The 23,143-nt window shown below is 61.7% G+C and carries 22 protein-coding genes and 1 tRNA gene; 5 read left to right on the top strand and 18 right to left on the bottom strand.

The window, feature by feature from the left end:
• Positions 1 to 35: 35 nt before the first annotated feature.
• From AC1RMG_RS10815 to dapA, 10 genes are all read right to left on the bottom strand, one after another.
• Entirely contained in the window at positions 36 to 1,667 is a 1,632-nt protein-coding gene (locus AC1RMG_RS10815; protein ID WP_202602883.1) for a ShlB/FhaC/HecB family hemolysin secretion/activation protein, read from the bottom strand.
• 94 nt (positions 1,668 to 1,761) lie between these two features.
• A complete protein-coding gene (locus AC1RMG_RS10810) occupies positions 1,762 to 2,520 on the bottom strand; it encodes a fimbria/pilus periplasmic chaperone (protein WP_493169188.1) in 759 nt (252 codons plus the stop codon).
• The gene (locus AC1RMG_RS10805; protein WP_493169186.1) at positions 2,520 to 5,102 is read right to left on the bottom strand and encodes a fimbria/pilus outer membrane usher protein; all 2,583 of its coding nucleotides are present in this window, start codon (positions 5,100 to 5,102) and stop codon (positions 2,520 to 2,522) included. Before AC1RMG_RS10805 ends, AC1RMG_RS10810 begins: the two co-directional genes overlap by 1 nt.
• Positions 5,103 to 5,277: 175 nt before the next feature.
• A complete protein-coding gene (locus tag AC1RMG_RS10800; protein ID WP_315868895.1) occupies positions 5,278 to 6,021 on the bottom strand; it encodes a fimbrial biogenesis chaperone in 744 nt (247 codons plus the stop codon).
• Between the two features lie 27 nt (positions 6,022 to 6,048).
• On the bottom strand, positions 6,049 to 6,615 hold the full coding sequence (locus tag AC1RMG_RS10795) for a fimbrial protein (RefSeq protein WP_493169183.1): 567 nt from the start codon (positions 6,613 to 6,615) through the stop codon (positions 6,049 to 6,051).
• 568 nt (positions 6,616 to 7,183) lie between these two features.
• Positions 7,184 to 7,273: transfer RNA gene (locus tag AC1RMG_RS10790), tRNA-Ser, on the bottom strand.
• A gap of 84 nt (positions 7,274 to 7,357) precedes the next feature.
• Positions 7,358 to 8,071, bottom strand: coding sequence for a phosphoribosylaminoimidazolesuccinocarboxamide synthase (gene purC / locus AC1RMG_RS10785; protein WP_058433542.1), 714 nt, complete (start codon positions 8,069 to 8,071; stop codon positions 7,358 to 7,360).
• 28 nt (positions 8,072 to 8,099) lie between these two features.
• Positions 8,100 to 8,858, bottom strand: a complete 759-nt coding sequence (locus tag AC1RMG_RS10780) for an MBL fold metallo-hydrolase (protein ID WP_011059798.1) — start codon at positions 8,856 to 8,858, stop codon at positions 8,100 to 8,102.
• A gap of 4 nt (positions 8,859 to 8,862) precedes the next feature.
• Positions 8,863 to 9,978 (bottom strand): NlpB/DapX family lipoprotein, encoded by a 1,116-nt coding sequence (gene bamC / locus AC1RMG_RS10775; protein ID WP_011059797.1) that lies wholly within the window; start codon positions 9,976 to 9,978, stop codon positions 8,863 to 8,865.
• Positions 9,979 to 9,995: 17 nt separating this feature from the next.
• A complete protein-coding gene (dapA, locus tag AC1RMG_RS10770) occupies positions 9,996 to 10,874 on the bottom strand; it encodes a 4-hydroxy-tetrahydrodipicolinate synthase (protein ID WP_011059796.1) in 879 nt (292 codons plus the stop codon).
• A 326-nt stretch (positions 10,875 to 11,200) separates the two neighbouring features.
• Here dapA and AC1RMG_RS10765 point away from each other — a divergent pair, with 326 nt between their 5' ends.
• Both AC1RMG_RS10765 and AC1RMG_RS10760 read left to right on the top strand, forming a co-directional pair.
• Positions 11,201 to 11,761, top strand: a complete 561-nt coding sequence (locus AC1RMG_RS10765; protein WP_011059795.1) for a glycine cleavage system transcriptional repressor — start codon at positions 11,201 to 11,203, stop codon at positions 11,759 to 11,761.
• A 9-nt stretch (positions 11,762 to 11,770) separates the two neighbouring features.
• Positions 11,771 to 12,244 carry a peroxiredoxin gene (locus AC1RMG_RS10760; protein WP_015634519.1) on the top strand — a complete coding sequence of 158 codons (474 nt, stop codon included), beginning with the start codon at positions 11,771 to 11,773 and terminating at the stop codon, positions 12,242 to 12,244.
• A 36-nt stretch (positions 12,245 to 12,280) separates the two neighbouring features.
• Here the strand turns inward: AC1RMG_RS10760 and AC1RMG_RS10755 are convergent, their stop codons facing one another.
• Both AC1RMG_RS10755 and AC1RMG_RS10750 read right to left on the bottom strand, forming a co-directional pair.
• Positions 12,281 to 13,351: an AI-2E family transporter gene (locus tag AC1RMG_RS10755; RefSeq protein ID WP_011059793.1), complete on the bottom strand. Its 1,071-nt coding sequence runs from the start codon at positions 13,349 to 13,351 to the stop codon at positions 12,281 to 12,283.
• Positions 13,352 to 13,391: 40 nt separating this feature from the next.
• Positions 13,392 to 13,631, bottom strand: a complete 240-nt coding sequence (locus tag AC1RMG_RS10750) for a sulfurtransferase TusA family protein (RefSeq protein ID WP_011059792.1) — start codon at positions 13,629 to 13,631, stop codon at positions 13,392 to 13,394.
• A 232-nt stretch (positions 13,632 to 13,863) separates the two neighbouring features.
• Here AC1RMG_RS10750 and AC1RMG_RS10745 point away from each other — a divergent pair, with 232 nt between their 5' ends.
• Entirely contained in the window at positions 13,864 to 15,297 is a 1,434-nt protein-coding gene (locus tag AC1RMG_RS10745) for a M48 family metalloprotease (RefSeq protein ID WP_011059791.1), read from the top strand.
• A 75-nt stretch (positions 15,298 to 15,372) separates the two neighbouring features.
• Here the strand turns inward: AC1RMG_RS10745 and AC1RMG_RS10740 are convergent, their stop codons facing one another.
• The 4 genes from AC1RMG_RS10740 to rpoE all read right to left on the bottom strand — a co-directional run bounded on the left by AC1RMG_RS10740 (position 15,373) and on the right by rpoE (position 19,193).
• On the bottom strand, positions 15,373 to 16,803 hold the full coding sequence (locus AC1RMG_RS10740) for a DegQ family serine endoprotease (protein ID WP_011059790.1): 1,431 nt from the start codon (positions 16,801 to 16,803) through the stop codon (positions 15,373 to 15,375).
• 224 nt (positions 16,804 to 17,027) lie between these two features.
• Positions 17,028 to 17,984 (bottom strand): MucB/RseB C-terminal domain-containing protein, encoded by a 957-nt coding sequence (locus tag AC1RMG_RS10735; protein WP_041116484.1) that lies wholly within the window; start codon positions 17,982 to 17,984, stop codon positions 17,028 to 17,030.
• An 8-nt stretch (positions 17,985 to 17,992) separates the two neighbouring features.
• Complete coding sequence (locus AC1RMG_RS10730) at positions 17,993 to 18,580, bottom strand: sigma-E factor negative regulatory protein (RefSeq protein WP_011059788.1); 588 nt, start codon at positions 18,578 to 18,580, stop codon at positions 17,993 to 17,995.
• A gap of 31 nt (positions 18,581 to 18,611) precedes the next feature.
• Entirely contained in the window at positions 18,612 to 19,193 is a 582-nt protein-coding gene (gene rpoE / locus AC1RMG_RS10725; RefSeq protein ID WP_007930230.1) for an RNA polymerase sigma factor RpoE/AlgU, read from the bottom strand.
• Between the two features lie 558 nt (positions 19,194 to 19,751).
• Between rpoE and nadB the strand changes: the two genes are divergently transcribed.
• On the top strand, positions 19,752 to 21,368 hold the full coding sequence (nadB, locus tag AC1RMG_RS10720) for an L-aspartate oxidase (RefSeq protein ID WP_072451051.1): 1,617 nt from the start codon (positions 19,752 to 19,754) through the stop codon (positions 21,366 to 21,368).
• Here nadB and AC1RMG_RS10715 read toward each other — a convergent pair.
• The gene (locus tag AC1RMG_RS10715; protein WP_065364400.1) at positions 21,337 to 21,789 is read right to left on the bottom strand and encodes a protein YgfX; all 453 of its coding nucleotides are present in this window, start codon (positions 21,787 to 21,789) and stop codon (positions 21,337 to 21,339) included. The genes nadB and AC1RMG_RS10715 overlap by 32 nt on opposite strands.
• On the bottom strand, positions 21,773 to 22,027 hold the full coding sequence (locus AC1RMG_RS10710) for an FAD assembly factor SdhE (protein ID WP_011059785.1): 255 nt from the start codon (positions 22,025 to 22,027) through the stop codon (positions 21,773 to 21,775). Before AC1RMG_RS10710 ends, AC1RMG_RS10715 begins: the two co-directional genes overlap by 17 nt.
• Before the next feature lie 149 nt (positions 22,028 to 22,176).
• Here AC1RMG_RS10710 and ygfZ point away from each other — a divergent pair, with 149 nt between their 5' ends.
• Positions 22,177 to 23,118 (top strand): CAF17-like 4Fe-4S cluster assembly/insertion protein YgfZ, encoded by a 942-nt coding sequence (gene ygfZ, locus AC1RMG_RS10705; RefSeq protein ID WP_493169179.1) that lies wholly within the window; start codon positions 22,177 to 22,179, stop codon positions 23,116 to 23,118.
• The last annotated feature ends 25 nt before the right edge of the window (positions 23,119 to 23,143 follow it).

Genomic DNA, 23,143 nt, shown 5'->3' with positions numbered 1-23,143 from the left:
CAGGACGGCACCACCTCCGAAGCACACGCCGGCCTTCAGAAATACTGTGTCGCGCTGGCCCAGATCCGCGGCGTGCGCTCGGGCCCGCTGCCTTCCTGGTTGTTGTCCAGGGCCCAGGCACTGGTCACGCTGATCTGTTGCGAAGGACCGCTCCAACTGGCACCCACACCGGCGCCCGACAACTGGCGGCGGTTCTCGTCGTGGATCCAGGGGCTCTTGTTGACCTGCACCGCGCCGTGATCGACAAACGCCTTGAGCTGCCAGCGCGGGGCCAGGAGAAAGCGCAGTTCCAGGCTGGCCTGCCAGCCCTGGTCGCCACTGCCGCTGCCCTGGGGATAGGCGCGCACATCGAAGGGGCCGCCGATGCCGAATTTTTCCGAGCTGTCCAGGTTGGTCGAGGACCATTGGCCGTTGAACTGGCCATAGAGCTGAAAGCGCGGGCTCAGGTACTGCAGGCGCGCGGCATTGAGGTTGAGCTTCTGAAAGCCACCGTTGGTGCCGGCCGTGAAATGGTCGCGCCACTGGTCCATCGGGTCGTCGATGCTCAACCGGCCACTGCCGTAGGTGAGGTAGAAGAAGTTCTGCCCGCCGCCGAGCAGGCTGTCCTGGGAGTTGCCGTTGAGGCTCAGGCTCCACAGTTCCACATGCTTCTGGCTGCTGACTTCGAACAGGTCGATGTCGTCGCGCAGGCGCTTGTCCTCGTACTGCAACTGGGCGCTGAGATCGAAGGTGCGGCTGCGGATCAGCGGCTGAGTGATGAAGACACTGCCGATGCTCGCCTGGCCGTGGGCCTCCAGCACCTCAAAGTCCCGGCTCAACTCGTAGTTCATCCGCGAATAGGCCACGCCCACACTGGTGGACCAGGGGCCCAGGGGAAGCTTGTAGGCGGCGCGGTAGTAACGCTGGTCCTCGTCGCTGCCGAGCAGGCGCAGGTTGAACTGATCGCCCAGGCGCAAGGGGTTGTTGAGGTTGAGGCTGCCCCCGAGGCGGTATTCGCCGGTGTAGTAGCCGCCGAAGTTGTCGGCTTCCAGGGTGCCGCTGGCCCAGGGCCCGGGCTGCGCATTGACCAGCAGGTCGGTGGTGCCGCGCTGCTCGCCGGCACTGAGAGTGCCCTTGACCCGGACCCCGGGAAGGTCGCTCAACAGCAGCAGGCTGCGTTCAAGATCTTCACTGCGGACCGCGGTATCGCTGTGCAGTGACGACAACGGGCCTGTGATCACCGAGTTCAGGGCCCGGGACTGGTTGTTCACTTGAATACGTCCGTAGCGACCTTCCATGACCTCGATACGCACCACGCCGTCCTCGATGTCCTGGGCCGGCAGGAAGGCCCGGGCCAGCATGTAGCCCTGGTCCTGGTAATAGGTCGTCAGGCGCTCGGCGGCCGCGCGCAGCTGGTTCAGGTCCAGCTCCTGGCCCTTGAGGTCCGCCAGCAGGGCTTGCAGCGTCTCGTTGCTGAACACCTGGTTGCCGACGATCACGAAGTCGTTGACCTGCAAGCGGATGCCGGAGGTGTCCGGAGCCTGGGCAGGGGCGCTCGGCGGCTTCGCCGGCAGGTCCAGCTCCGGTGCCGGCTGCTCCGGCAAGGCCGGTTGCGTGGCCTGGATGTCGCGCATCGCCTGCCCGGCGTTGGGCACATACACCGCGGCAGCCGCCACTGCGGGCAACATCAGCAGCAAGCCCAGGCAGCCCCCGGACAATCGCTGCCAGCGCCGTTCAAGGCCCCCCGCAAGCAGGCTGTTCGATGACTTGCCCAAGGCAACTTCAGTCTTGTATCCGCGCACTTCCACTCAGCGTCTCCCCGCTGTCAGTTGCCACTTGGTAATGAACCACCGCCTGATCCGGGGTAATTCCCTGCATATCGGGCAGGGCGATCCGCGCCGAGCCGAAGGGCTCCACGGTGATCCCCTGCAATGTGATTGATCGATTGCCGCTGCCCAGCGCCACCTCAGCGAAGGACACGTAGTACGGGGTCGGGTTGCCGGCCAGCAGCGCAGCGCCAGCCTGCCCCGCCGCCACAAGGCTCCAGCGCAACTGGCGGACCGCTTCGTCAGCCTTGCCGGACAAGCCCTGGGGGCGGTACAGCAGCTTCATGCGCATGCGCGATGCCAGCCGCAGCAAGTCGTCCTTCGCGGCCGCCAGGGGCGGTACTTCGAGAAAGTTGATCCAGAACACCGACTCCCGATCGCCGGGCAATGGCTCGCCGCTGTAGCGCAGGACCAGGGCTGCGTTCTGCCTTGGCTCGAGCCGGGAGATGGGTGGCGACAGCACGAACGGCACCACCAGGGCGCTGGGGTCGGCCTCGGCGTCGCCCTTGTCCAGCCAGGCCTGCAACAGGATCGGCGCACGGCCGCTATTACCGACCCGGATGCTGATGGCCGGCTTGCCGGCGGGATAGATGAACCGTGTGCCGACAATCGACAGGTCGGCCTGGGCCCAGCCGCTGGACAAGGCCAGCAGCCCCAGCAGCCACCGGCAACCACGCAGGGAGCAAAGACGGCCATATCCGCCTTGATGGTCCATCAAGGCCGCTCCTCTACGGAACCTGCCGGCATCGCCCGGCAGGGGCGCTGAAGCACCACATAGCCCGTGGCGGAGGCCGTATCGCGGGGCGGCAACTGGTAGTCGATCAGGCACTGCTGATCCGGCTCCTGGCCCCATTCCACGCGAATCGTGCCCTGGTCCTGCTCGGTACGCAGCACCAGGCGGCTGCCCTGGCCCACCGCCCCCAGCTCGGCACCGTCCTGGGCATCGACGGCCACGGCAGCAAACGGCAACTGCTGGCCATCGGGCTGCTGGCTGTCGATCAGCACCGCACGCGCCCTGCGGGTCGGGTACGAAAGCATCACCACCGCCCCCGCCACCGGCGCCACATGGCGTGAGCTGAGCAGCAGCTCGACGTCGTCGGCAACGCCAGTGGGGTCGATGTCCACGGTGTTCAATTGATAGGGGCTCAGGCTGGAGACCACGGCATAGCCGCTTCCATCCACCCGCGTATCGGCATAGCCGACCCGGGCGCCCTTGGCATCGGGAGCATGCACCAGGCCCGTGGTTTCACTCAGGGTCTGGGCGAAGGTCAAGCCACCCGAATGCAGCACCATGCCCCCGGAAGCCCCCAGAGACTGCTGGCGATAGTCGCGGCCCTGGGAAAAGCTCGAACTCAGGGAAACCTCGGGCAGGAAATAGTTGAGGCTGGCGTTGGTCGAGGTTTCGCCCTGGCGCTGGTCATGGGCGGCGGACAACGCATAGGTGGCGTCGCCTTCCTTGTCCAGTACGCCGGAAATGCCGCTGGTGTAGTGCGCGCCAGAACGCTTGTCATGGCTGGCGTAGCTGTTGATCGTGGTACCCCGGCGCCCTTCCCGCCCCAGGGGAATCGACAGGCTGAAGCTGAAAAACGTGTTGTCCGCCCCCGCGCCTGCCCGTGAACCACTGCTGGAAGCACGCATGCGCTGAGCCATGAAGGAGTAGCTGTTACCGCGCCACTGGTTGCTGTAGCCCATGGCGAAGTTCAGGGTCTGGCCCTGTCGATTCCAGTACTGGAGGCTGGAGCCCGTGGCATAGAGCTGCCCTGCGCCGTCGCCCAGTTGCTGGTTGATGTTGATATCCAGGCGGTCACGGACCCGGGCGAACGAGTCGACGCTCTCGCCCTGGTTGACGTGGTCCAGCAGGGTGATGGCGTCCTGCAGGCCCAGGTAACCGCTGGTGGAATAGCGGTAGGCCAGCAATGAGAAGTTGGTCCCGCTGTTGGGCAGGTTCTTGCTGTAGGACAGGCGCACGCTTTGGCCCTGCATGCTGCCGCCCCGGGGCAGCTCGGTTCGGGCCTGGGTCAGGTCCAGGCCAAAAGCCCCGAGGGAAGTATTCAGTGCGCTGCCGATCAGCGCCGACATGTAGCTGCCGGTGAGGGCCGTGCCGGCATAACCGGTCAATTGGTTATCCAGGCCGTAGTGCAGGGTGCCCTGGGCCACATATTGCTCGCTGCCACCGAGCCCGGGGTTCGCCACCTTGCCCGCCGTCAGGCTGTAGCGTGAGGTGCCGGGGCGCAGGGTTTGCACGGTGGTGGCAAAAGGTACGGTAAAGCGGCTGGTCTGGCCGTTGGCCTCGGTGACCGTCACGTCCAGATCCCCACCAAAGCTTGCCGCTTGCAGATCGGAAATCTCGAACGGCCCCGGTGCAACGGAGGTTTCATAGATCATGTAGCCGCGCTGATAGACCGAGACCTTGGCATTGGTGCTGGCCGTGCCGCGGATCTGCGGTGCGTAGTAGCGCTGGCTCTCGGGCAGCATGCGCGGATCGCTGGCCAGCCGGACACCGCGAAACGATACCGAGTCGAACAGATCGGCTTCGGTCACGCTCTCTCCCACCAGCAACTGCGAGTGCCAGGCCGGCAGGTCGGTCTGGGCATAGATGTAACCGCGCTGATAATGGCCGCCCACCTCCGGCGACCAGGTGGCGGTGCCGCTGTGACGCAGACGCCAGTCACCCAGGTTGAGCCCCAGGTTGAGCCCGGCATAGCCATCGGTCTGGCTTCGCCCATTGCTCTGGGAACTGAACAGGCTGGTGTTGTAGTTGAGCGTGGCCGCGGACACGCCGTAATCCCAGCTCGCCGGATCGACATAGGTTTTCGACAGGTTCTGCTGCAGGAAAAGCTGCGGCACCGACAACTCGATCTTCTGTTCCGCAATTTTGACGCGGGTGGTCGCGCCAGGGATGTAGCTGCCCAGGTCGCCGCAAAACAGCCCATCGCCCATGAGAGGGTGAGAGGAATGGGTGCCCAGACTCGCATCGGTCTTTTTCAAGTCGATACCCAACTGCTGCAACAACGAACGGTCGTAGCACGGCTGGCTGCCCTGGGGGTCATCGCTGGCGCGGAACTGGATTTCCTGCAACGCCCGCCACTGACTGCTCACCAGCACATCAAGCAAGTATGTGCCGGGCGCGACATAGCCCAATTGTTGAAAGCGCGAGGTATCGATGGGAGTGCCCTTACCTTGAAATAGCATCTGGCTGTCGAACAACACATCCTGGCTGGAGCCCGTATCCGCAGCCTCTGCCGTCGCCGGCGCGATGCCGTCCTGGTCGGCCACCAGCACCATGGAATTGCTCATCAGCACCGCCGCCAGACACAGTGACTGCGTCGCCGGAACCCGTCTGCGGCCGGATGAAGGCCCAGAACAGCTCGCACGCAAATGCCGATGGCACGGAATACGCGACATAACGAGATCCCTGCCCCTCAAGAAAACCAAGCCACTGAAAAGCCCGCAGAAGTGATGAGGAACCCCGTCAAAGAAGCGACTTTTTCAGCAGGCCTCGGCCGCCGAAATCATCGATCACCTCATATTCAATTGATGCCTTGGTCGGCTGTGACGGAGCGCTCGCTGGCCAGGGGAAAGACTCATATCCGAAGGGTGCGACCATGCCTGGCTTCAAATCGATTCGACGGCCTGACACAGCAACTTCCATGCGTCCGAAGGACACGTAATAAGGTGTTGGATTGAACACTTTGATAACCGGAACTTGCGAAGCGCCTGCTCGACTTAATTCCCACTTGAGCTTTTCGCCAGCCATGCCCGCATTGCCAATCAAGTTGTCAGGACGGAAGAAAATCTTGATCCGAGTCCTGAATGCAAACTGCAACACGTTCTCGTCCTGTTTTCGCCGTGGTGGCGTTTCCAGTACATTCAGCCAAAACAATGACTCACGATCTTTTGCCAAGGGTTCTTTTGAATAAGACAAACGCAATATTGCCGAGCCTCCCGCTTCCACCCGGCTGACTGCTGGGGCCAGAAGAAAGGGAACCTTGATTTCCTCAGGAGACTTGTTGGCATCGCCTTCGTCGATCCAACTTTGCGCCAACAAGGCCACAGAGCCGGTGTTACTCAACTTCAATGTAACTTCACGAGCCTCTGCTGGATAAACCAGGCGCGTACCTTCCAGTACTATCCCGGCATGCGCGACCCCCGACAGTATCCCCAGGAACATGACACCGATAACGAGAGAATGAACAAAACGCGCAGTCGGCGTCATGACCTGCCCCTTAATAACTAACTGCTGTTATTGGTATGCAAGGGTGTAGCGGATGTAGGACACGCCCGAACCCGCACCGACGGAGGCTTCAGTAGATACGTAAGCGGCCTGGTACTTCAGGGTTGCAGTCTTTTCAGTGGAGATCGTAGCGACCTGGGGTGCGGCTTCCGCCTGACCCAGGGCGATCTTCGCCGGAGTAGTGCCGTGGTCGTTGTAGATCTGGATCTGCACGCCCCTTGCAGGCTTGCTACCGATCAGCTTGAGGTTGCCGGAGGCAGGGTCGACGTTGCCGAGTTGATCGAACTCGATGGAAACGCTCTTACCAGCAGTACAGCTGGCACCCGAAAGCTGTAGTACGAACGGTTTCAGCGTAGAGGTCTTGCCGATCTCGCTAAATACAGACGGGTTGATAGTACCGAGTTCAACGTTAGTCTCGTTACCTTCGCCCGGGGCCTTGCCGTTGATATCGCAGGTGGTGTCAGAGATGCTGCCACTGAACTTCACCACGCCATCGGTAGCCTGGGCAAAGGATGGAATCAATGCTGCCAGCATCAACCCGGAAGTTGCCATGGACAAGAGAGTCTTGCGTTTCATCTGATTTCCTTTTCCAAATGATTATAAGGAAACAACAACAAAACACTTCCCTCCGAAAGCAACCGACAATAATACTGCCGCCAGCCTGGAAGAACGGATTTGCCTGACCTTATAAAAGTTAATTAATGCTGCTTGTTCCCGGCATCCCGGCCGGCTTGAACTACAAGTTCGGATCGGGTCTGCCAGCAGCGACCAAGCATATAGAAGAGTCGATTTATTTGGATCAAGATCACTACAGCATGATTTCCGGGAATGCTCGCGCAGAGAAACAGGAAATTTCTCGGAAGGGAAAACCGACTTAAACAACAGACAAACTAAAGTTACTCGCCAATAACAACTTCCTGGAATATCAATCCAATAGCCGATAACAGCATCAAGTATTGTGGACTATTGATATTTGGCCACGCACCGCCGAATCGACCGGGCGCAGGACGCACTGATTCCGCCGGCGCTAACAGTTCGGCAGAAGGCGTTGCTGGAAAACGAGGGGGGCGCACGGCCCGGGGCGGCCGATTGCGAGCAACAAAAAAGCCCCGGAAATCGATGATTTCCGGGGCTTTCATTTGTATGGCGGAGAGATAGGGATTCGAACCCTAGGTACCGGTGAAGGTACAACGGATTTCGAATCCGTCCCATTCGGCCACTCTGGCATCTCTCCAACGGCGCGCATCATAACAGCACCTTTGCTCGAAGCGAAGCCCCCCGAGCAAATTTTTTCCGTGCTATCAGATGCTTGCGTCGATTACAGCGGTACGCCGAGGCGCTGGGCCACTTCTTCGTAGGCTTCGATCACATCGCCCAGGCCCTGGCGGAAGCGGTCCTTGTCCATCTTCTTCTTGGTGTCCTTGTCCCACAGACGGCAACCGTCCGGGCTGAACTCGTCGCCCAGGACGATGGAGCCGTCGCTGAACACGCCGAACTCCAGCTTGAAGTCCACCAGCAGCAGACCAGCGTCATCGAACAGCTTGCTCAGGACTTCGTTGACCTTGAGCGACAGCTCTTTCATGCGTGCCAGTTGCTCGACGGTGCCCCAGCCGAATGCCACCACGTGGGATTCGTTGATGAACGGGTCGCCCTTGGCGTCGTCCTTGAGGAACAGCTCGAAGGTGTAGGGGTTGAGCTTCATGCCCTCTTCCACGCCCAGGCGCTTGACCAGGCTGCCGGCGGCGTAGTTGCGCACCACGCACTCCACCGGAATCATGTCGAGCTTCTTCACCAGGCATTCGTTGTCGCCCAGCAGCTTGTCGAACTGGGTCGGCACGCCGGCGGCTTCGAGTTTCTGCATGATGAAGGCGTTGAACTTGTTGTTCACCATCCCCTTGCGGTCCAGCTGCTCGATGCGCTTGCCGTCGAACGCCGAGGTGTCGTTGCGAAACAGCAGGATCAAGCGGTCGGCGTCGTCGGTCTTGTAAACCGATTTGGCTTTGCCGCGGTAGAGTTCTTCACGTTTTTCCATGATGGGCTCCGCTTGCTAAGTAGGTGGGCTAGGCGATGTGGCGCCAGTCGAGCCCTGAATCTTGATCGGCCAGTTGCAGCCAGTCCGGGTCGCACCCGAGGGTGTCGACAAAACATTGCCGGGCCAGCTGCGGCAGGTTGTTCTTGCTGCTCAGATGAGCCAGGACCAGGTGCTGCAGGTCCTGCCATCCCAATTCGGCCACCAGGCTTGCGGCCTGATGGTTGTTCAAATGTCCCAGGTCGCCGCCAACCCGCTGCTTGAGAAAGTACGGGTAATAACCCCGTGCCAGCCGATCCCGGCAATGGTTGGCCTCGATCATCAAGGCATCCAGACCACGGTAGCCGTCCAGCACCCCGGCGCAGTAGGAGCCGAGGTCGGTCAGCAGGCCGAAGCGCCGCTGGCCATCACTGAAGACAAATTGCGTAGGTTCCTGGGCGTCGTGGGCCACGGCAATCACGTCGATGCGCAAGGCGCCGATCTGCAGCGACTCGCCACCGCGGACAAAACCCGCGACCTCCACCGGTTTGCGCATCCCGCGCAAGGTGCCCTGGCTGAGGTAGACCGGTAGATTGTAGCGCCGAGACAGCAAACCCACGCCATGCACGTGGTCGGCATGTTCGTGGGTTACCAGGATGGCGCTCAACTGCGCGGGATCGACTCCCAGACGCAGCAGGCGCCGCTCGGTTTCCCGCAGGGAGAAACCACAATCCACCAGAACGCAGGTGTCGGCACTGACGATCAGCGTGCCATTCCCTTGGCTACCACTGCCGAGAACGGCAAAACGCATCGGATCAGCCCAGGTTGTCCTGAATCACGCCCAACACTTTGCGTGCCACATCGGCCGGCGCCACGGTGTTGATGTTCTTCTCGACGGTGACCTGGACGTTCTCGCCTACCTTGCTCAGGCGAACCTGATAGCGCTCGGCACGGGCTTCGATCTCTTCCTTGGCCGGCTTGCTGCCGAACAACTTGCCGAAGAAGCCCGGCTCGTCGTCTTTCTTCTCGGCTTTTTCCGCCAGGTTGATGTAGTACAGGCCCAGGCTGCGGTTGATGTCCTCAACCCGCCATTCGCCCTGTTCCAGGGCACGGCCAACACTGGACCAGGCGCGATCGAGGTCGGCGCCCAGGTTCAGTACCGGGTTGCCGCTGCCATCCTCGCTGAGGCTGACTCGGCTCGGGGTATCGAAATCGCGGGCCGCCAGCAGAGACACCGAACCGCCCTTCTCGGAGGTGCGGCTCATGCTTGCCAGCATGTCGTCCACCAGCGCTGCGTCCAGGCCGGTGTTGACCGAACGGTTGGTGAACTCCACGTCGGCAGTGCTGCCGGCGGGACGCTCGGCACTGACCACATAGACTTCACTGGTGTTGCGCTGCACGCCTGGCTCGATGCGTACCCGTACGCGGGTTTCGCTGTCGGCGGCGACGCCGGCACTGCTCAGGCGCTTGGCCACGGCCGCGGAAAGCTCGTCGGAACGCTGCCAGCCGGTGGTGAACTCACCGGTTTGCGGGCGCTGCTGATCCAGGCGGAAACCGTTGTCCTGGAAGAACTGCACCGCCACTGGCCAGACTTCGGCCGGTGGATGCTGGGCCATGACCCAACGCGAATCGCCGCTCTTTTGCAGGGTGTAGTCGCTGGCATCGGCAATGGCCGACAGCGGCTGTGGACGAGGCACTTCGTACTCGCCCTTGACGTTGTCGTCGGCCACGTTGCGCGGAATCGGCAGCAGAGGGTCCAGACGCTTGGCGGTCTGTACATCCGGCGGCAATTGCATCGGTGCTGTTTGTTGCGCTTGCAGGTAATCGCTACCCCGGTCACGGAAGTAGCCTTCCGGGCCCCAGATCCAACCGCAGCCACTGGTGCTGGAGATAATCAAGGCAAGTGCGGAAAGTCCGGCCATTCGCTTCATGCGTTGTACTTCCTCAATTAAACCAAGACGCCGGACTGGCGCATGGCCTGCCGCAGCGGTTCGTGACAGGCGGCACTGAGCCAGGTGAGCGGCAGACGGATACCGTCCGGCATCAAGCCCATTTCGTGCAGGGCCCATTTCACGGGAATAGGGTTGGATTCGATGAACAGAGTCTTGTTCAGCGGCATCAGGGTCTCGTGGATCTCCCGGGCCTTGGCGGCATCGCCGGCCATGGCCGCGGCGCACATCTGGCTCATGGCCCGTGGCGCGACGTTGGCGGTCACCGAGATATTGCCCTTGCCGCCCAGCAGGATCAGCTCGACTGCGGTGGCGTCATCGCCGGAGTACACCAGGAAATCGCCGGGCACGCCGGCCAGGATGGCCTTGGCGCGCTGCAGGTCGCCGGTGGCTTCCTTGATCCCGATGATGTTCTTCACGCTGGACAGGCGGATCACGGTCTCGGCCTGCATGTCGCATGCGGTGCGGCCCGGAACGTTGTAGAGGATCTGCGGGATGTCCACGGCCTCGGCAATGGCGCGGAAATGCTGGTACAGGCCTTCCTGGGTCGGCTTGTTGTAGTACGGGGTCACCAGCAGGCACGCATCGGCGCCGGCGATCTTCGCATTGGTGGTCAGCTCGATCGCTTCGCGCGTCGAGTTGGCGCCGGTACCGGCGATCACCGGAATGCGCCCTGCAACCTGGGTGACCACCCGACGAATCACTTCGATGTGCTCGTTCACATCCAGGGTGGCCGACTCACCTGTGGTGCCGACCGCCACGATGGCGTTGGTGCCCTCTTGCAGGTGGAAGTCCACCAGTTTGCTCAGGCTGTCCCAGTCGAGATTTCCCTGTGCATCCATGGGTGTGACCAGTGCCACCATACTGCCCGCAATCATGCAACCGCTCCTGCCGGAAAAAGAGAGCGGTAATGGTACTGGCGCCAAGTTCCTTGCACAAGCGAAGTCCCGCGCCATGAGCATTCCCCTGAGCGATGGTTTTCGCTACCCTTCAGGCTTTGATCGCTACTGATAAGCGTGTAGACCGGGTTATCGCCTGCCTGTTGGATCTGCAAAGCCCCATTCCCGCGTTGCCAGCCTGTGTTCCGAGCGTTTCGGGGCCAGTCGCCGGCTTGTGGTCCGAGGCCTTGAAGTTCCGCCGGCGACGCTTGCCCGGTACTGGCTTGTCAAAAAGTACCGACCGCTCATCGCTTTAGGAATGCTGCATGTCCACCCCCACAGTTCGCGAACAATTCCTTGTCATCAGTGCCCTCGGCGCCAACCCCATGGAGCTGACCAACGTCCTGTGCCGCGCCAGCCATGAAAACCGCTGCGCCGTGGTGACGTCGCGCCTGACCCGGCATGGCGAGTGCAGCGCGCTGGTTCTGGAGATTTCCGGCAGCTGGGACGCCCTGGCGCGCCTGGAAAGCAGCCTGCCGTTCCTGGCCAAGAAGCATGCCTTCACGGTCAACGTGGTGCGCAGCGCCGCCCTGGAAAGCCGCCCCCAGGCCCTGCCTTACGTGGCCTACGTCAGCGCCGCGTACCGCTCGGACATCGTCAATGAGCTGTGCCAGTTCTTCATCGACCATCAGGTCGAGCTGGAAAACCTCACCTGCGATACCTACCAGGCTCCACAGACCGGCGGCACCATGCTCAATGCCACCTTTACCGTGACCCTGCCCGCCGGCACTCAGATCAGTTGGCTGCGCGACCAGTTCCTGGACTTTGCCGATGCCATGAACCTCGACGCGCTGATCGAACCCTGGCGCCCACAGAACCCTATGTAAGGAAGCCCCATGGCCGTTGCTATCGATCAACCTATTGCCGATTTCCAGGCCCCCGCCACCAGTGGGCAGACCGTCAGCCTGTCCGGCCTCAAGGGCAAGCAAGTGGTGATCTACTTCTATCCCAAGGACAGCACCCCGGGCTGCACCACCGAAGGCCAGGGCTTTCGCGATCAATACGCCGCCTTCCAGGCTGCCAACACCGAAGTCTTCGGCGTTTCCCGCGACAGCCTGAAGTCCCACGAGAACTTCAAGTGCAAGCAGGAATTCCCCTTCGAGCTGATCAGCGACAAGGACGAAGCCGTCTGCCAGCTGTTTGACGTGATCAAGCTGAAGAAGCTCTACGGCAAGGAATACCTGGGCGTGGACCGCAGCACCTTCCTGATCGACAAGGACGGTGTGTTGCGCCAGGAATGGCGCGGGGTGAAGGTACCCGGGCACGTCGACGCCGTACTGGCCGCGGCCCAGGCCCTGAACAAGGCCTGAAATGACCGGGGCGGCTGTATCAGCCGCCCCGTTTATCTAGAGTAGAGGTGCCACCACCGGGTCCTTCCTGGGCCAGGCATCCAGCACCGCCTTGAACAGGGTCGCCAGGGGAATCGCAAAGAATATCCCCCAGAACCCCCACAGCCCGCCAAACAGCAGCACCGCACAGATGATCGCCACCGGGTGCAGGTTCACCGCGCCGGAGAACAGCAGCGGCACCAGCACGTTGCCATCCAGGGTCTGGATGATCCCGTAGACCGCCATCAGGTAGATGAACTGATCGCTCCAGCCCCACTGGAACAGCGCAATCAGCGCCACCGGTACCGTTACCACCACGGCGCCGACATAGGGCACCACCACCGAGACCCCCACCAGCAGAGCCAGCAGGGCCGCATAGTTCAGGCCCAGGGCGACGAAGGCGATGTAGGTCACCCCGCCACAGATGACGATCTCGATGACCTTGCCGCGAATGTAGTTGGCGATCTGCCGGTTCATTTCATGGGCCACGCGAGTAATCAGCGTACGTTCGCGGGGCAGATAGCTGATCACCCAGCGGCTGATCATCGCCCGATCCTTGAGGAAGAAGAACACCAGGATCGGCACCAGCACCAGGTAGATCATGATGTTCACCAGCAAGGGCAGGCTGGACAGGGAGAAGGTCAGCGCCCACTGGCCGAACTTGCCGATCTCGCCCCTGGCCACTTCGATGGCCTGCAGCACCTGCTCGTCGGACACAAGATGCGGGTAGCGCTCGGGCAACAGCAGCAACAGCGACTGCCACTTGGCGAGCATGCCCGGCAGCTCGTTGAACAGGGTGATCAACTGATGCCAGAGCAACGGCACCACCACCAGGATGAACACCAGCAGCAGCCCCATGAACAGCGCGAACACCAGCCCCACGGCCGCCCCGCCAGGCAGGCGCAGCCGCTCCAGGCTCACCACCAGCCCCTGCATCAGGTAGGCCAGGACCATCCCCGCCAGCACCGGCGCGAGCATGCCGCCCAGGGTCAGGACGGCAGTGAAGGCCAGAAACAGCAGAACGGCCAGCACCACCGCCTCTTCATCCGAGAAGTAGCGCTGAATCCAGTCACGTAGCACTTTGAACATCGATGTTCCTTAGATGAAGGCCCTCAAGGGCAGACTGCGCTCAGGCCTTTTTCAACCAGTAGCGATACACCCCGGCCTCATCCTCTTCACGCAGCAGGGTATGACCGGCCAGGCGGGCGAAAGTGCGGAAGTCACGCTGGGAGCCAGCATCGGTGGCAATGACCTTGAGTACCGCGCCACTGGCCAGGCGATTGAGTTCCATCTTGGCCTTGAGCAGCGGCAGCGGGCAGTTCAGGCCGCTGGCGTCCAGCTCGGCATCATGGGCGACAACATCGGTCATTGGGTTACTCCGATCATCAATTCAAGGCGTCTAGAATACCCTGCAAGCCAGGCCCACCGGCAATAAAGAAGCCCGACACCAGAGCACTGCCGCGCGCTGCCGGAGCCACGATCAGGTAGACGCCGGAATTTACCCAAAAGCACTTTTTATCCTCAGAGTTTTCACTGGCTTTGTCTGGTCCCCGGCCAGGTGTCCAGCTACAGTAGAGCCTTTGTCGATTAAGGCTTTGTGCATGAATGTATTGCGCCCTACCCTGCTGACGCTCGCTTGCCTGCTCGCCTCACCGGGCTTCGCCGACGACCTGCCGTCACTCGGTGATGCCAGTTCAGCCATTGTCTCTCCGCAACAGGAATACCAACTGGGCCGTGCCTGGCTGGCGTTGCTGCGCAGCCAGGTTTCGCAGCTCAACGACCCGCAACTCAAGGACTATGTCGAAACCAGCGTCTACAAACTGGTGGAAACCAGCCAGGTCAACGACCGGCGCCTGGAGTTCATCCTGATCAACAGCCCGCAGCTCAACGCCTTCGCCGCTCCCGGGGGAATCATCGGGGTCAATGGCGGGCTGTTCCTCAATGCCCAGACCGAAGGCGAGTACGCCTCAGTGCTGGCACACGAACTGGCGCACCTTTCCCAGCGCCACTTCGCCCGGGGGGTCGAAGCCCAGCAGCGCATGCAGGTACCGATGATGGCCGCCCTGCTGGCCGGGATCGTGATTGCCGCCGCTGGCGCCGGGGACGCGGGGATCGCCACCATCGCCGGCACCCAGGCCGCAGCCATCCAGGAACAGCGGCGCTTCTCCCGGCAGAACGAGCAGGAAGCCGACCGCATCGGCATCCTCAACCTGGAAAAGGCCGGCTACGACCCGCGCTCGATGCCCACCATGTTCGAACGCCTGATGCGCCAGTACCGCTTCGATGCCAAGCCGCCGGAATTTCTCCTGACTCACCCGGTGACCGAATCGCGGATCGCCGACACCCGCAACCGTGCGGAACAGGCCCGGCAAGGCGGCACCGAAGACAGCCTGCGCTACCAGTTGATCCGCGCCCGGGTGCAACTGACCTATGAGGAATCGCCAGGGCTGGCCGCCAAGCGCTTTCGCGCGCAGCTCGATGAGAACCCGAAGAACGACATCGCTCGCTACGGCCTGGCCATCGCCCAGATCAAGGGCAGCCAGTGGAACGAAGCACGGGAAAACCTCAAGCCGCTGCTGGCCAAGTCGCCCAACGACGTGACCTACAACCTGGCTCAGATCGAACTGGACATGGCCAACAGCCGCCTGCCGGACGCGCAGACTCGGGTCGAAAGGATGCTCAACCTGTACCCGGGCAATTACCCCTTGAACCAGATCCGCGTGGACCTGCTGCTCAAGCAGAACCGCCCGGCCGATGCCGAAAAGGCCCTGGAAGGCCTGCTGAAAAGCCGCCCGGACGACCCGGATGTCTGGTACCTGGTGGCGGAAACCCGCGGCCTGTCGGGCAATATCATCGGCCTGCACCAGGCCCGAGCCGAGTACTTCGCCCTGGTGGGCGACTATCGCCAGGCCATCCAGCAGTTGGACTTCGCCAAGCGCCGGGCCGGCAGCAACTTCCCCCTGTCGTCGAGGATCGACGCTCGCCAGCGCGAGATGATGGACCAGGAACAGATGGTCAAGGACATGATGCGCTGACATTGACGCAAGCCACAAAAAAGCCCGCCTCTTACGAGGCGGGCTTTTTATTGGGCAACCTCAGGGGCTGGCGAATTACTCGGCCAGCTTGAAGGTGATGAAGCTGGCTCGCCCCTGACGCAGTACCCGCATGGACACCGAGCGGTTCTTCGGCAATGCCTTGGCGATTTCAGTGAACTCCTTCGCCGAAGTGATCGCCTGATTGTTCAGGTGAGTGATCACGTCGCCCGGCTGCAAGCCGATCAGCGCCGCAGGACCGTCCTGGACTTCCTTGATAACTACCCCGCCCTTGAGGTCGAAGGCTTTCTTCTGCTCATCGTTGAGCTCGACCACCGCTACACCCAGACGGTTGCTGCTGCGCTCGACACCCGACTTGGGCAGCATGCTCAGGTCTTTGTCTTCTTCAGGAATCGCGCCGACGGTCAGCTCGACATTCTTGCGCTTGCCGTCGCGGATCACTTCCAGGTTGGCCTTGGCCCCGGCCTTCAGCGCGCCTACCAGGTGCGGCAGGTCGGCCGACATGACGATGGGCTGGCCATTGAGGCTGAGGATCACGTCACCCACTTGCAGGCCGCCCTTGGCCGCCGGGCCATCATCCTGGATCTGTGCCACCAGCGCGCCGGCCGGTTTCTCCAGGCCGAAGGATTCAGCCAGGTCCTTGTTGACCTCCTGGATTACCACGCCAAGCCAGCCACGGCTGACTTTGCCACCGGTTTTCAGCTGGTTGGAAACGTCCATCGCCACATCGATCGGGATGGCGAAAGACACGCCCATGAAACCACCGGAGCGGGTGTAGATCTGCGAGTTGATCCCCACCACTTCACCGGCCAGGTTGAACAGCGGGCCACCGGAGTTGCCCGGGTTGATCGGCACGTCGGTCTGGATGAACGGCACGTAGTTTTCGTTCGGCAGGCTGCGACCGATGGCACTGACGATACCCTGAGTCACGGTATGGTCGAAGCCGAACGGCGAGCCGATGGCCACCACCCACTGGCCGGCCTTGAGGTCCTGGGATTTACCCAGTTTCAGCACCGGCAGGTCTTTGCCATCGATTTTCAGCAGTGCTACATCGGAGCGTGGGTCGGTACCGATCAGCTTGGCTTTCAGCTCACTGCGATCGGCCAGACGCACAAGAATTTCGTCCGCATCGGCGATCACGTGGTTGTTGGTGAGGATGTAACCGTCCGCGGAGATGATGAACCCGGAACCCAGCGACTGCGCTTCGCGCTGACGATCCCCGCGCGGAGAGCGTGGCTGGGGCATGCCCCGTTCGAAGAACTCGCGCAGCATTGGCGGCAGGCCTTCGAGATCGGGCATCTGCGCCGAATTGGAAACCCGGCGGTCCGGCAGTTTCTGCGTGGTACTGATGTTCACCACCGCAGGCGAGGCCTGCTCGACCAGTTGGGTGAAATCAGGCAGCTCGGCCGCCTGGGCAGAAACGGCCTGCCCAAGCACCAGCACGGTGGCAAGAATGGTGAAGTAGGACTTCAAGCGTGGTATCGACATACGGCTCCCGTTACGACGAGCGTGGTTAAGCGATATGGAACAGCAAATACCGAAACTGCAGGGGCGGCATCTTTGTTCCAGGAACGACAAATAAGGTCAGAACCGAGGGGGTTCTGACCTATAGAAAAACTCTGGGAATTTTGCAAATGAAATTGCTGACCAAACATTTCATCTTCTCAATTGTGGAGCGGGCATCACTGACCTCTTACACAACCAACAAAGGCTCATTGCTTGGCAGTGGCATCGGAACGCATCGACAGCGCAATACGTTCAGCAGTACCAATGGGGATCTCCCCGACCACCGTGACCATCATCTCGCCATCGGGGGTAGTCAGGCGGCGTGATACAGCCACCGTAGGTCCGAGCTGAGTGCGGGTATCGGTGACCGTCGCGCCGTTGAGCGGCTCGAGAAACACCGAAAAGCGCGCAAGACCATCGTCATACAGCAGGCTGTTGACCATGGATTTGGTTTCCGGATCCTTGCGGGCACTGCTGCTGGTCAATTCGAAGCCCGGAGGCAGCCAGTCGGAATGCCAGGTTTGCACAGTCTTGACCGCCGAGGCCTTGTCGCTGTCCAGAGACACCGGCTTGCAGCCAGCGCTGGGACGCAACTCGACGTCGTCAGGGACATCCGCAGTATCCAGGCGAGTGAACTGGAAGCGCTCCAGCAACTGCCCCTTGTCGTTGAGCAACAGGGACTTGAGCGGCAGCCCGGTCTCACGATCCAGGTGGAGCTCGAAACCATAGCGATGCTGGTCCTTGGGCGTGACCGAGACGATCACCGCCTGGCGACCGGCCACGCGCGACTTGCCGATGACAGCAAGGTTGTACCAATTCTTGAGTTTTTGCGGGTCCAGGGCTCGGGCGGCACCGTCCGGGGAATCCCCGAGCCCTGCCACCAACTCGCCACTGACGCACTGGGTACGACCATCGACACGCACCACCTCTTGAGCGGACCCATCGAGCTGGATCAACCGCTCACGGACCTTTCCATCCTGGACGCGATGCCAGATGTTATGGGTAGAAAAACTACCGTTGCGCTCGTAAACGAAAGTGCCCTGAAAGCTTTGCTGCTGTTCCGCTTGCCCAAGACGCTGCAACCAGTCCTGGGCTTCGTCGGCATGGGCTGGAACCACAAACCAGCCACTGAGCAGAAGCGTTAATAGAGGTATGGCGCGCATGATCCTCCTTAGCGGTTTTCCAGACTTGCCGCACGGGCGTAAGGCAGAGCGCTTTCAGTGCCTTTGAGTGCAGCTTGCTGGGCATGCTGGCGCAAGTAGCTCGGCAGACGCTGATCGTGCCAGCCTGGCTGCCCTTGCAGTACGCCATTGGCCATGGGGCCAGTAGCTTCCGAGCTTTCATTGTAGCCGGCCAGTACTGCCGGCCCTTTGACTTGTGGAGTCGCCAGGGTGGGCTGGCCGGTTTGCTGTGCCAGTTCGACACCTGCGATCTCGTCCTGGTTGTACAGGCGAACACCCGCCAGCACGGCCACGGTCACCGAGGCAGCTACTGCCAGACGGCCCAGGCTGCGCCAAGGTCCGCGGGAGGCTTTGGCCGGCACGGCCTCATCAGCCAGAGCTGCAGAAACGGCAGCGGCGATGTCCAGACGCGGAAGCAGCAACTCCTTGTGCATGGCTGCCCGGGCGATTTGATAACGGGCCCAGGTCTCACGGGTTTCCACTTCGTCGACGGCATTCAATACCCGACGCAATTCCAGTTCGTCCGCTTCGTTATCCATCACCGCGGACAGCGATTCCTGCAGGGCTTCACGACTCATGGCGGTTCCTCTCTTGGCTGTCGCCGCTGTCTCAGGTTTCCTGCAACAACGGCTGCAGGGCTTTATCGATGGCTTCCCGAGCGCGGAAAATCCGGGAGCGCACGGTACCCACCGGACACTGCATGACGCTGGCAATGTCCTCGTAACTCAGACCATCGAATTCACGTAAAGTTAAGGCCGTACGCAAATCTTCAGGCAGTTGCTGGATGGTTCGATGGACGGTGCCCTCGATCTCATCCCGCAGCAACGCACGCTCCGGCGATTCGAGATCCTTCAGGCCATGATCGCCGTCATAGAACTCCGCATCCTCAGAACTTACATCGCTATCCGGCGGCCTGCGGCCGCGTGAAACCAGATAGTTTTTCGCCGTGTTGATGGCGATACGGTACAGCCACGTGTAAAACGCGCTGTCACCCCGAAAATTACCTAGCGCACGGTAAGCCTTGATAAAAGCTTCTTGTGCAACATCCTGGGCTTCATGGGTGTCGTGCACGAAACGCACGATCAACCCGAGAATTTTGTGCTGGTACTTCAGCACGAGCAGATCGAACGCTCGCTTGTCGCCACGCTGAACGCGTTCGACCAGCTGCTGATCCTCTTCCTGGGTTAGCATGAACACTCCTCGATAAGCTCGGAGGAGGCTTGCATCACTAAACGATCAGGCTTGCAAACATAGACTCGGGCTTTTCGCAAAAGTTCTCCCCCTCCAAGCAAGTTTCCTGCGTGCTCTGATCCGGCACGCACGAAAAACGCAGCACGGGCGAGGCCGGCTGCGCGAATAATCCTGTCGTCGAATTCTGTCACAAGGGACACACTGTAAACCTTGGATATAACCGACGCTGTCCCTTCTTTCAGGCAACCTTCTATTGAGTTTGGGGCCTTGGCAAAAGTTCCCAATCTTTATAGCTGCGCCAGACGAAGATTGTGTAACGGTGGCAAGAAAAACCGCCCTATGTCTTCGATCAGCCGCTCCAGAGGCTGGAATGCTCCGAATATCGGACTGGCCGAGAGCAACGCTTTTGCTCGGTGAAGTCGCACAATGCCATGAAGGCGCGACTATTGTGCCGATCCCCCCCTCTATATACTAGTGGGCTGTGTGGCTGCTTTGACTTGCCGATTCAGGCGTCTTGCGCCAACCCCTTCCCGGGTCGCTTTGAGCGGAATCCTTCAAATGAGCCAACAGTTTCAACACGATGTTCTGGTGATTGGCAGCGGTGCCGCCGGCTTGAGCCTGGCCCTGACCCTGCCCAGCCACCTGCGTATTGCCGTCTTGAGTAAAGGCGACCTCGCCAACGGCTCGACATTCAGGGCCCAGGGCGGCGTCGCGGCCGTGCTGGATGATACCGACACCGTAGAATCCCACGTCGATGACACCCTCAATGCCGGCGGCGGCCTGTGCCACGAGGATGCGGTGCGCTTTACCGTTGAACACAGCCGCGAGGCCATCCAGTGGCTGATCGACCAGGGTGTGCCCTTTACCCGCGACGAAGACTCCAGCAGCGACGACAACAGCTTCGAATTCCACCTGACCCGCGAGGGCGGCCACAGCCACCGGCGGATCATCCACGCGGCGGACGCCACCGGTGCGGCCATCTTCAAGACCCTGCTGGCCCAGGCTCGGCAACACCCCAATATCGAATTGCTGGAACAACGGGTCGCCGTCGACCTGATCACCGAAAAACGCCTGGGGCTGGAAGGCGACCGCTGCCTGGGAGCCTACGTGCTCAACCGCAGCACCGGCCAGGTCGACACCTTCGGCGCACGCTTCGTGATCCTCGCCTCCGGCGGCGCAGCCAAGGTCTACCTCTATACCAGCAACCCCGACAGTGCCTGCGGCGACGGTATCGCCATGGCCTGGCGCTCGGGCTGCCGGGTGGCCAACCTGGAATTCAACCAGTTCCACCCCACCTGCCTGTATCACCCATTGGCCAAGAGCTTCCTGATTACCGAAGCCCTGCGTGGCGAAGGCGCCCACCTCAAGCTGCCCAACGGCGAACGCTTCATGCCGCGCTTCGACCCTCGGGCCGAGCTGGCACCACGGGACATCGTGGCCCGGGCCATCGACCATGAAATGAAGCGCCTGGGCATCGACTGCGTCTACCTGGACATCAGCCACAAGCCGGAAGCCTTCATCAAGAGCCACTTCCCCACCGTTTACGAGCGTTGCCTGGAGTTTTCCATCGATATCACCCGGCAGCCGATCCCGGTGGTGCCGGCCGCGCACTACACCTGCGGCGGGGTGATGGTGGACCAACAGGGCCGCACCGACGTGCCGGGCCTGTACGCCATTGGCGAAACCAGCTTCACCGGCCTGCACGGCGCCAACCGGATGGCCAGCAACTCGTTGCTGGAGTGCTTCGTCTACGCCCGTTCGGCGGCGGCCGACATCCTTCGGCAACTGCCCCAGGTGTCGATCCCCATCGCCCTGCCCGCCTGGGATGCCAGCCAGGTCACCGATTCCGATGAAGACGTGATCATTGCGCACAACTGGGACGAGTTGCGGCGGTTCATGTGGGACTACGTAGGCATAGTGCGCACCAACAAGCGCCTGCAGCGGGCCCAGCACCGGGTGCGCCTGCTGCTGGACGAGATCGACGAGTTCTACAGCAACTACAAGGTCAGCCGTGACCTGATCGAGCTGCGCAACCTGGCCCAGGTGGCCGAGCTGATGATTCTCTCGGCCATGGAGCGCAAGGAGAGCCGCGGCCTGCACTACACCCTGGACTACCCGCAGATGCTGCCCGAGGCCCGGGACACTATTCTGGTGCCGCCCACCTACGCCGGCTGAACTTGAGCCGCAGCCGCAGGCGCCGATGCTGGTCGGCGGCCTGCGCGTCCCGCGGTACACAGAGTGAGCGCACCCAGCGCTCCCCACGCAGCCGAAAACGCAGCACCACGATCAATGGCAGCGCCAGGCTGTCGGGGCGCAACTGCACGGCCTGCCACCCCTCGGATCGACTCCACAGCTGCCAGCCGTCGGGCGAATGGCGCAACCCGGTGAAGGCCCGTGGATGGCTCAAGAGAACCTGCCGCGGCAACACCCAGCCGGCGTGCAGCAGGCACAACCCTAGCCCCACGAACCTAGCGACAGACGGAAGATCCAGCAGGAAAAACGCGCCCAGGGCGAACGCCTGGGCCAGCAGGTAGGCCGCCAACAGTTGCCGTGAGGCACGCCAGCGGCATTCGAACAACCTACTTGGGTTGGACACGGTCCAGAATCATGCGGACCATGCGCTGCAGCTCGGGGTCCTCGGACTCGCTGCGCTCCATGAACCAGCCAAACATGTCCTGATCCTCGCATTCCAGCAGCTTGCGATAGCACTCGCGGTCGGTCTCATTGAGATGCGGGTACACCTCCCTGACGAACGGCACCAGCAATACGTCCAACTCAAGCATGCCGCGGCGGCTGTGCCAGTAGAGGCGATTCAGTTCAACATCTTCAACCATGGAGCGCTCCTCAAATAGAGCGCAAGTATACAGCCCGGGGGAGACGAGAACAGTCGGCTTTGGTCGGTGGCCACCCATCCTTTGTGAACTATCCATTTCAGGGGCGCCCCCTTATGATGTGCTCCAGACTTTTTACCCTGCGATGAACCATGGCTGACTCCGCTTTTTTCTGCCCCCTCTCCCACGAAGGCGTGCTCGCTGTCCGCGGGCCTGACGCCAGCAAATTCCTTCAGGGTCAGTTGACCTGCAACCTCAATTACCTCAGTGACAGCCAGTCCAGCCTCGGCGCCCGCTGCAATCAGAAAGGCCGCATGCAATCGAGCTTCCGCATCCTTCTGGAAGGCGACGGCTGCCTACTGGCCATGGCCCGCGAGCTGATCGAGCCGCAACTGGCGGACCTGAAGAAGTACGCGGTGTTCTCCAAGGCCAAGCTTGCCGACGAAAGCGCCAGTTGGGCGCGTTTCGGCCTGGCCGATGCCCAGGCAGCCCTGAACGGTCTGGGCCTTGAGCTGCCCGAGGAAGACGGCTCCGTGGCCCGCGCCGATGGCCTGATCGCCTTGCGCGTATCCAGCCAGCGCGCCGAACTCTGGGTGCCGGCCGAGCGCGCCGCCAGCCTGCGCCAGCAACTGGCCGCGCAACTGCCCGAGGGCGAGCTGAACCAGTGGCTGCTGGGGCAAGTCCGCGCCGGCCTCGGCCAAGTCATGCCCGAGACCCGTGAACTGTTCATTCCACAGATGCTCAACCTGCAGGCCGTTGGCGGCGTCAGCTTCAAGAAAGGCTGCTACACCGGCCAGGAAATCGTCGCCCGCATGCAGTACCTGGGTAAGCTCAAGCGTCGCCTGTACCGCCTTGCCCTGCCTGGCGACGCCCTCCCCGCTCCAGGCACTGCACTGTTCGCTCCCAGCCACAACAGCGCCATTGGCGAAGTGGTCCTGGCCACCCGGGCGCAGCAGGGCGTGGAACTGCTGGCCGTGCTGCAGGCCGAAGCGGTGGAAGGGGGCGAACTGCACCTGGAAACACTCGAAGGGCCAACCCTGCAACTGCTGGACCTGCCGTACCAGCTGGATCGCGACCGCGAGATCCAGCGCTGATTGCCTGCCTTTTCTTGCAACACCC

It is taken from the genome of Pseudomonas sp. GW822-FHT04H02, assembly GCF_058800645.1.
This window is presented reverse-complemented; position numbering and strand designations above follow the sequence as displayed.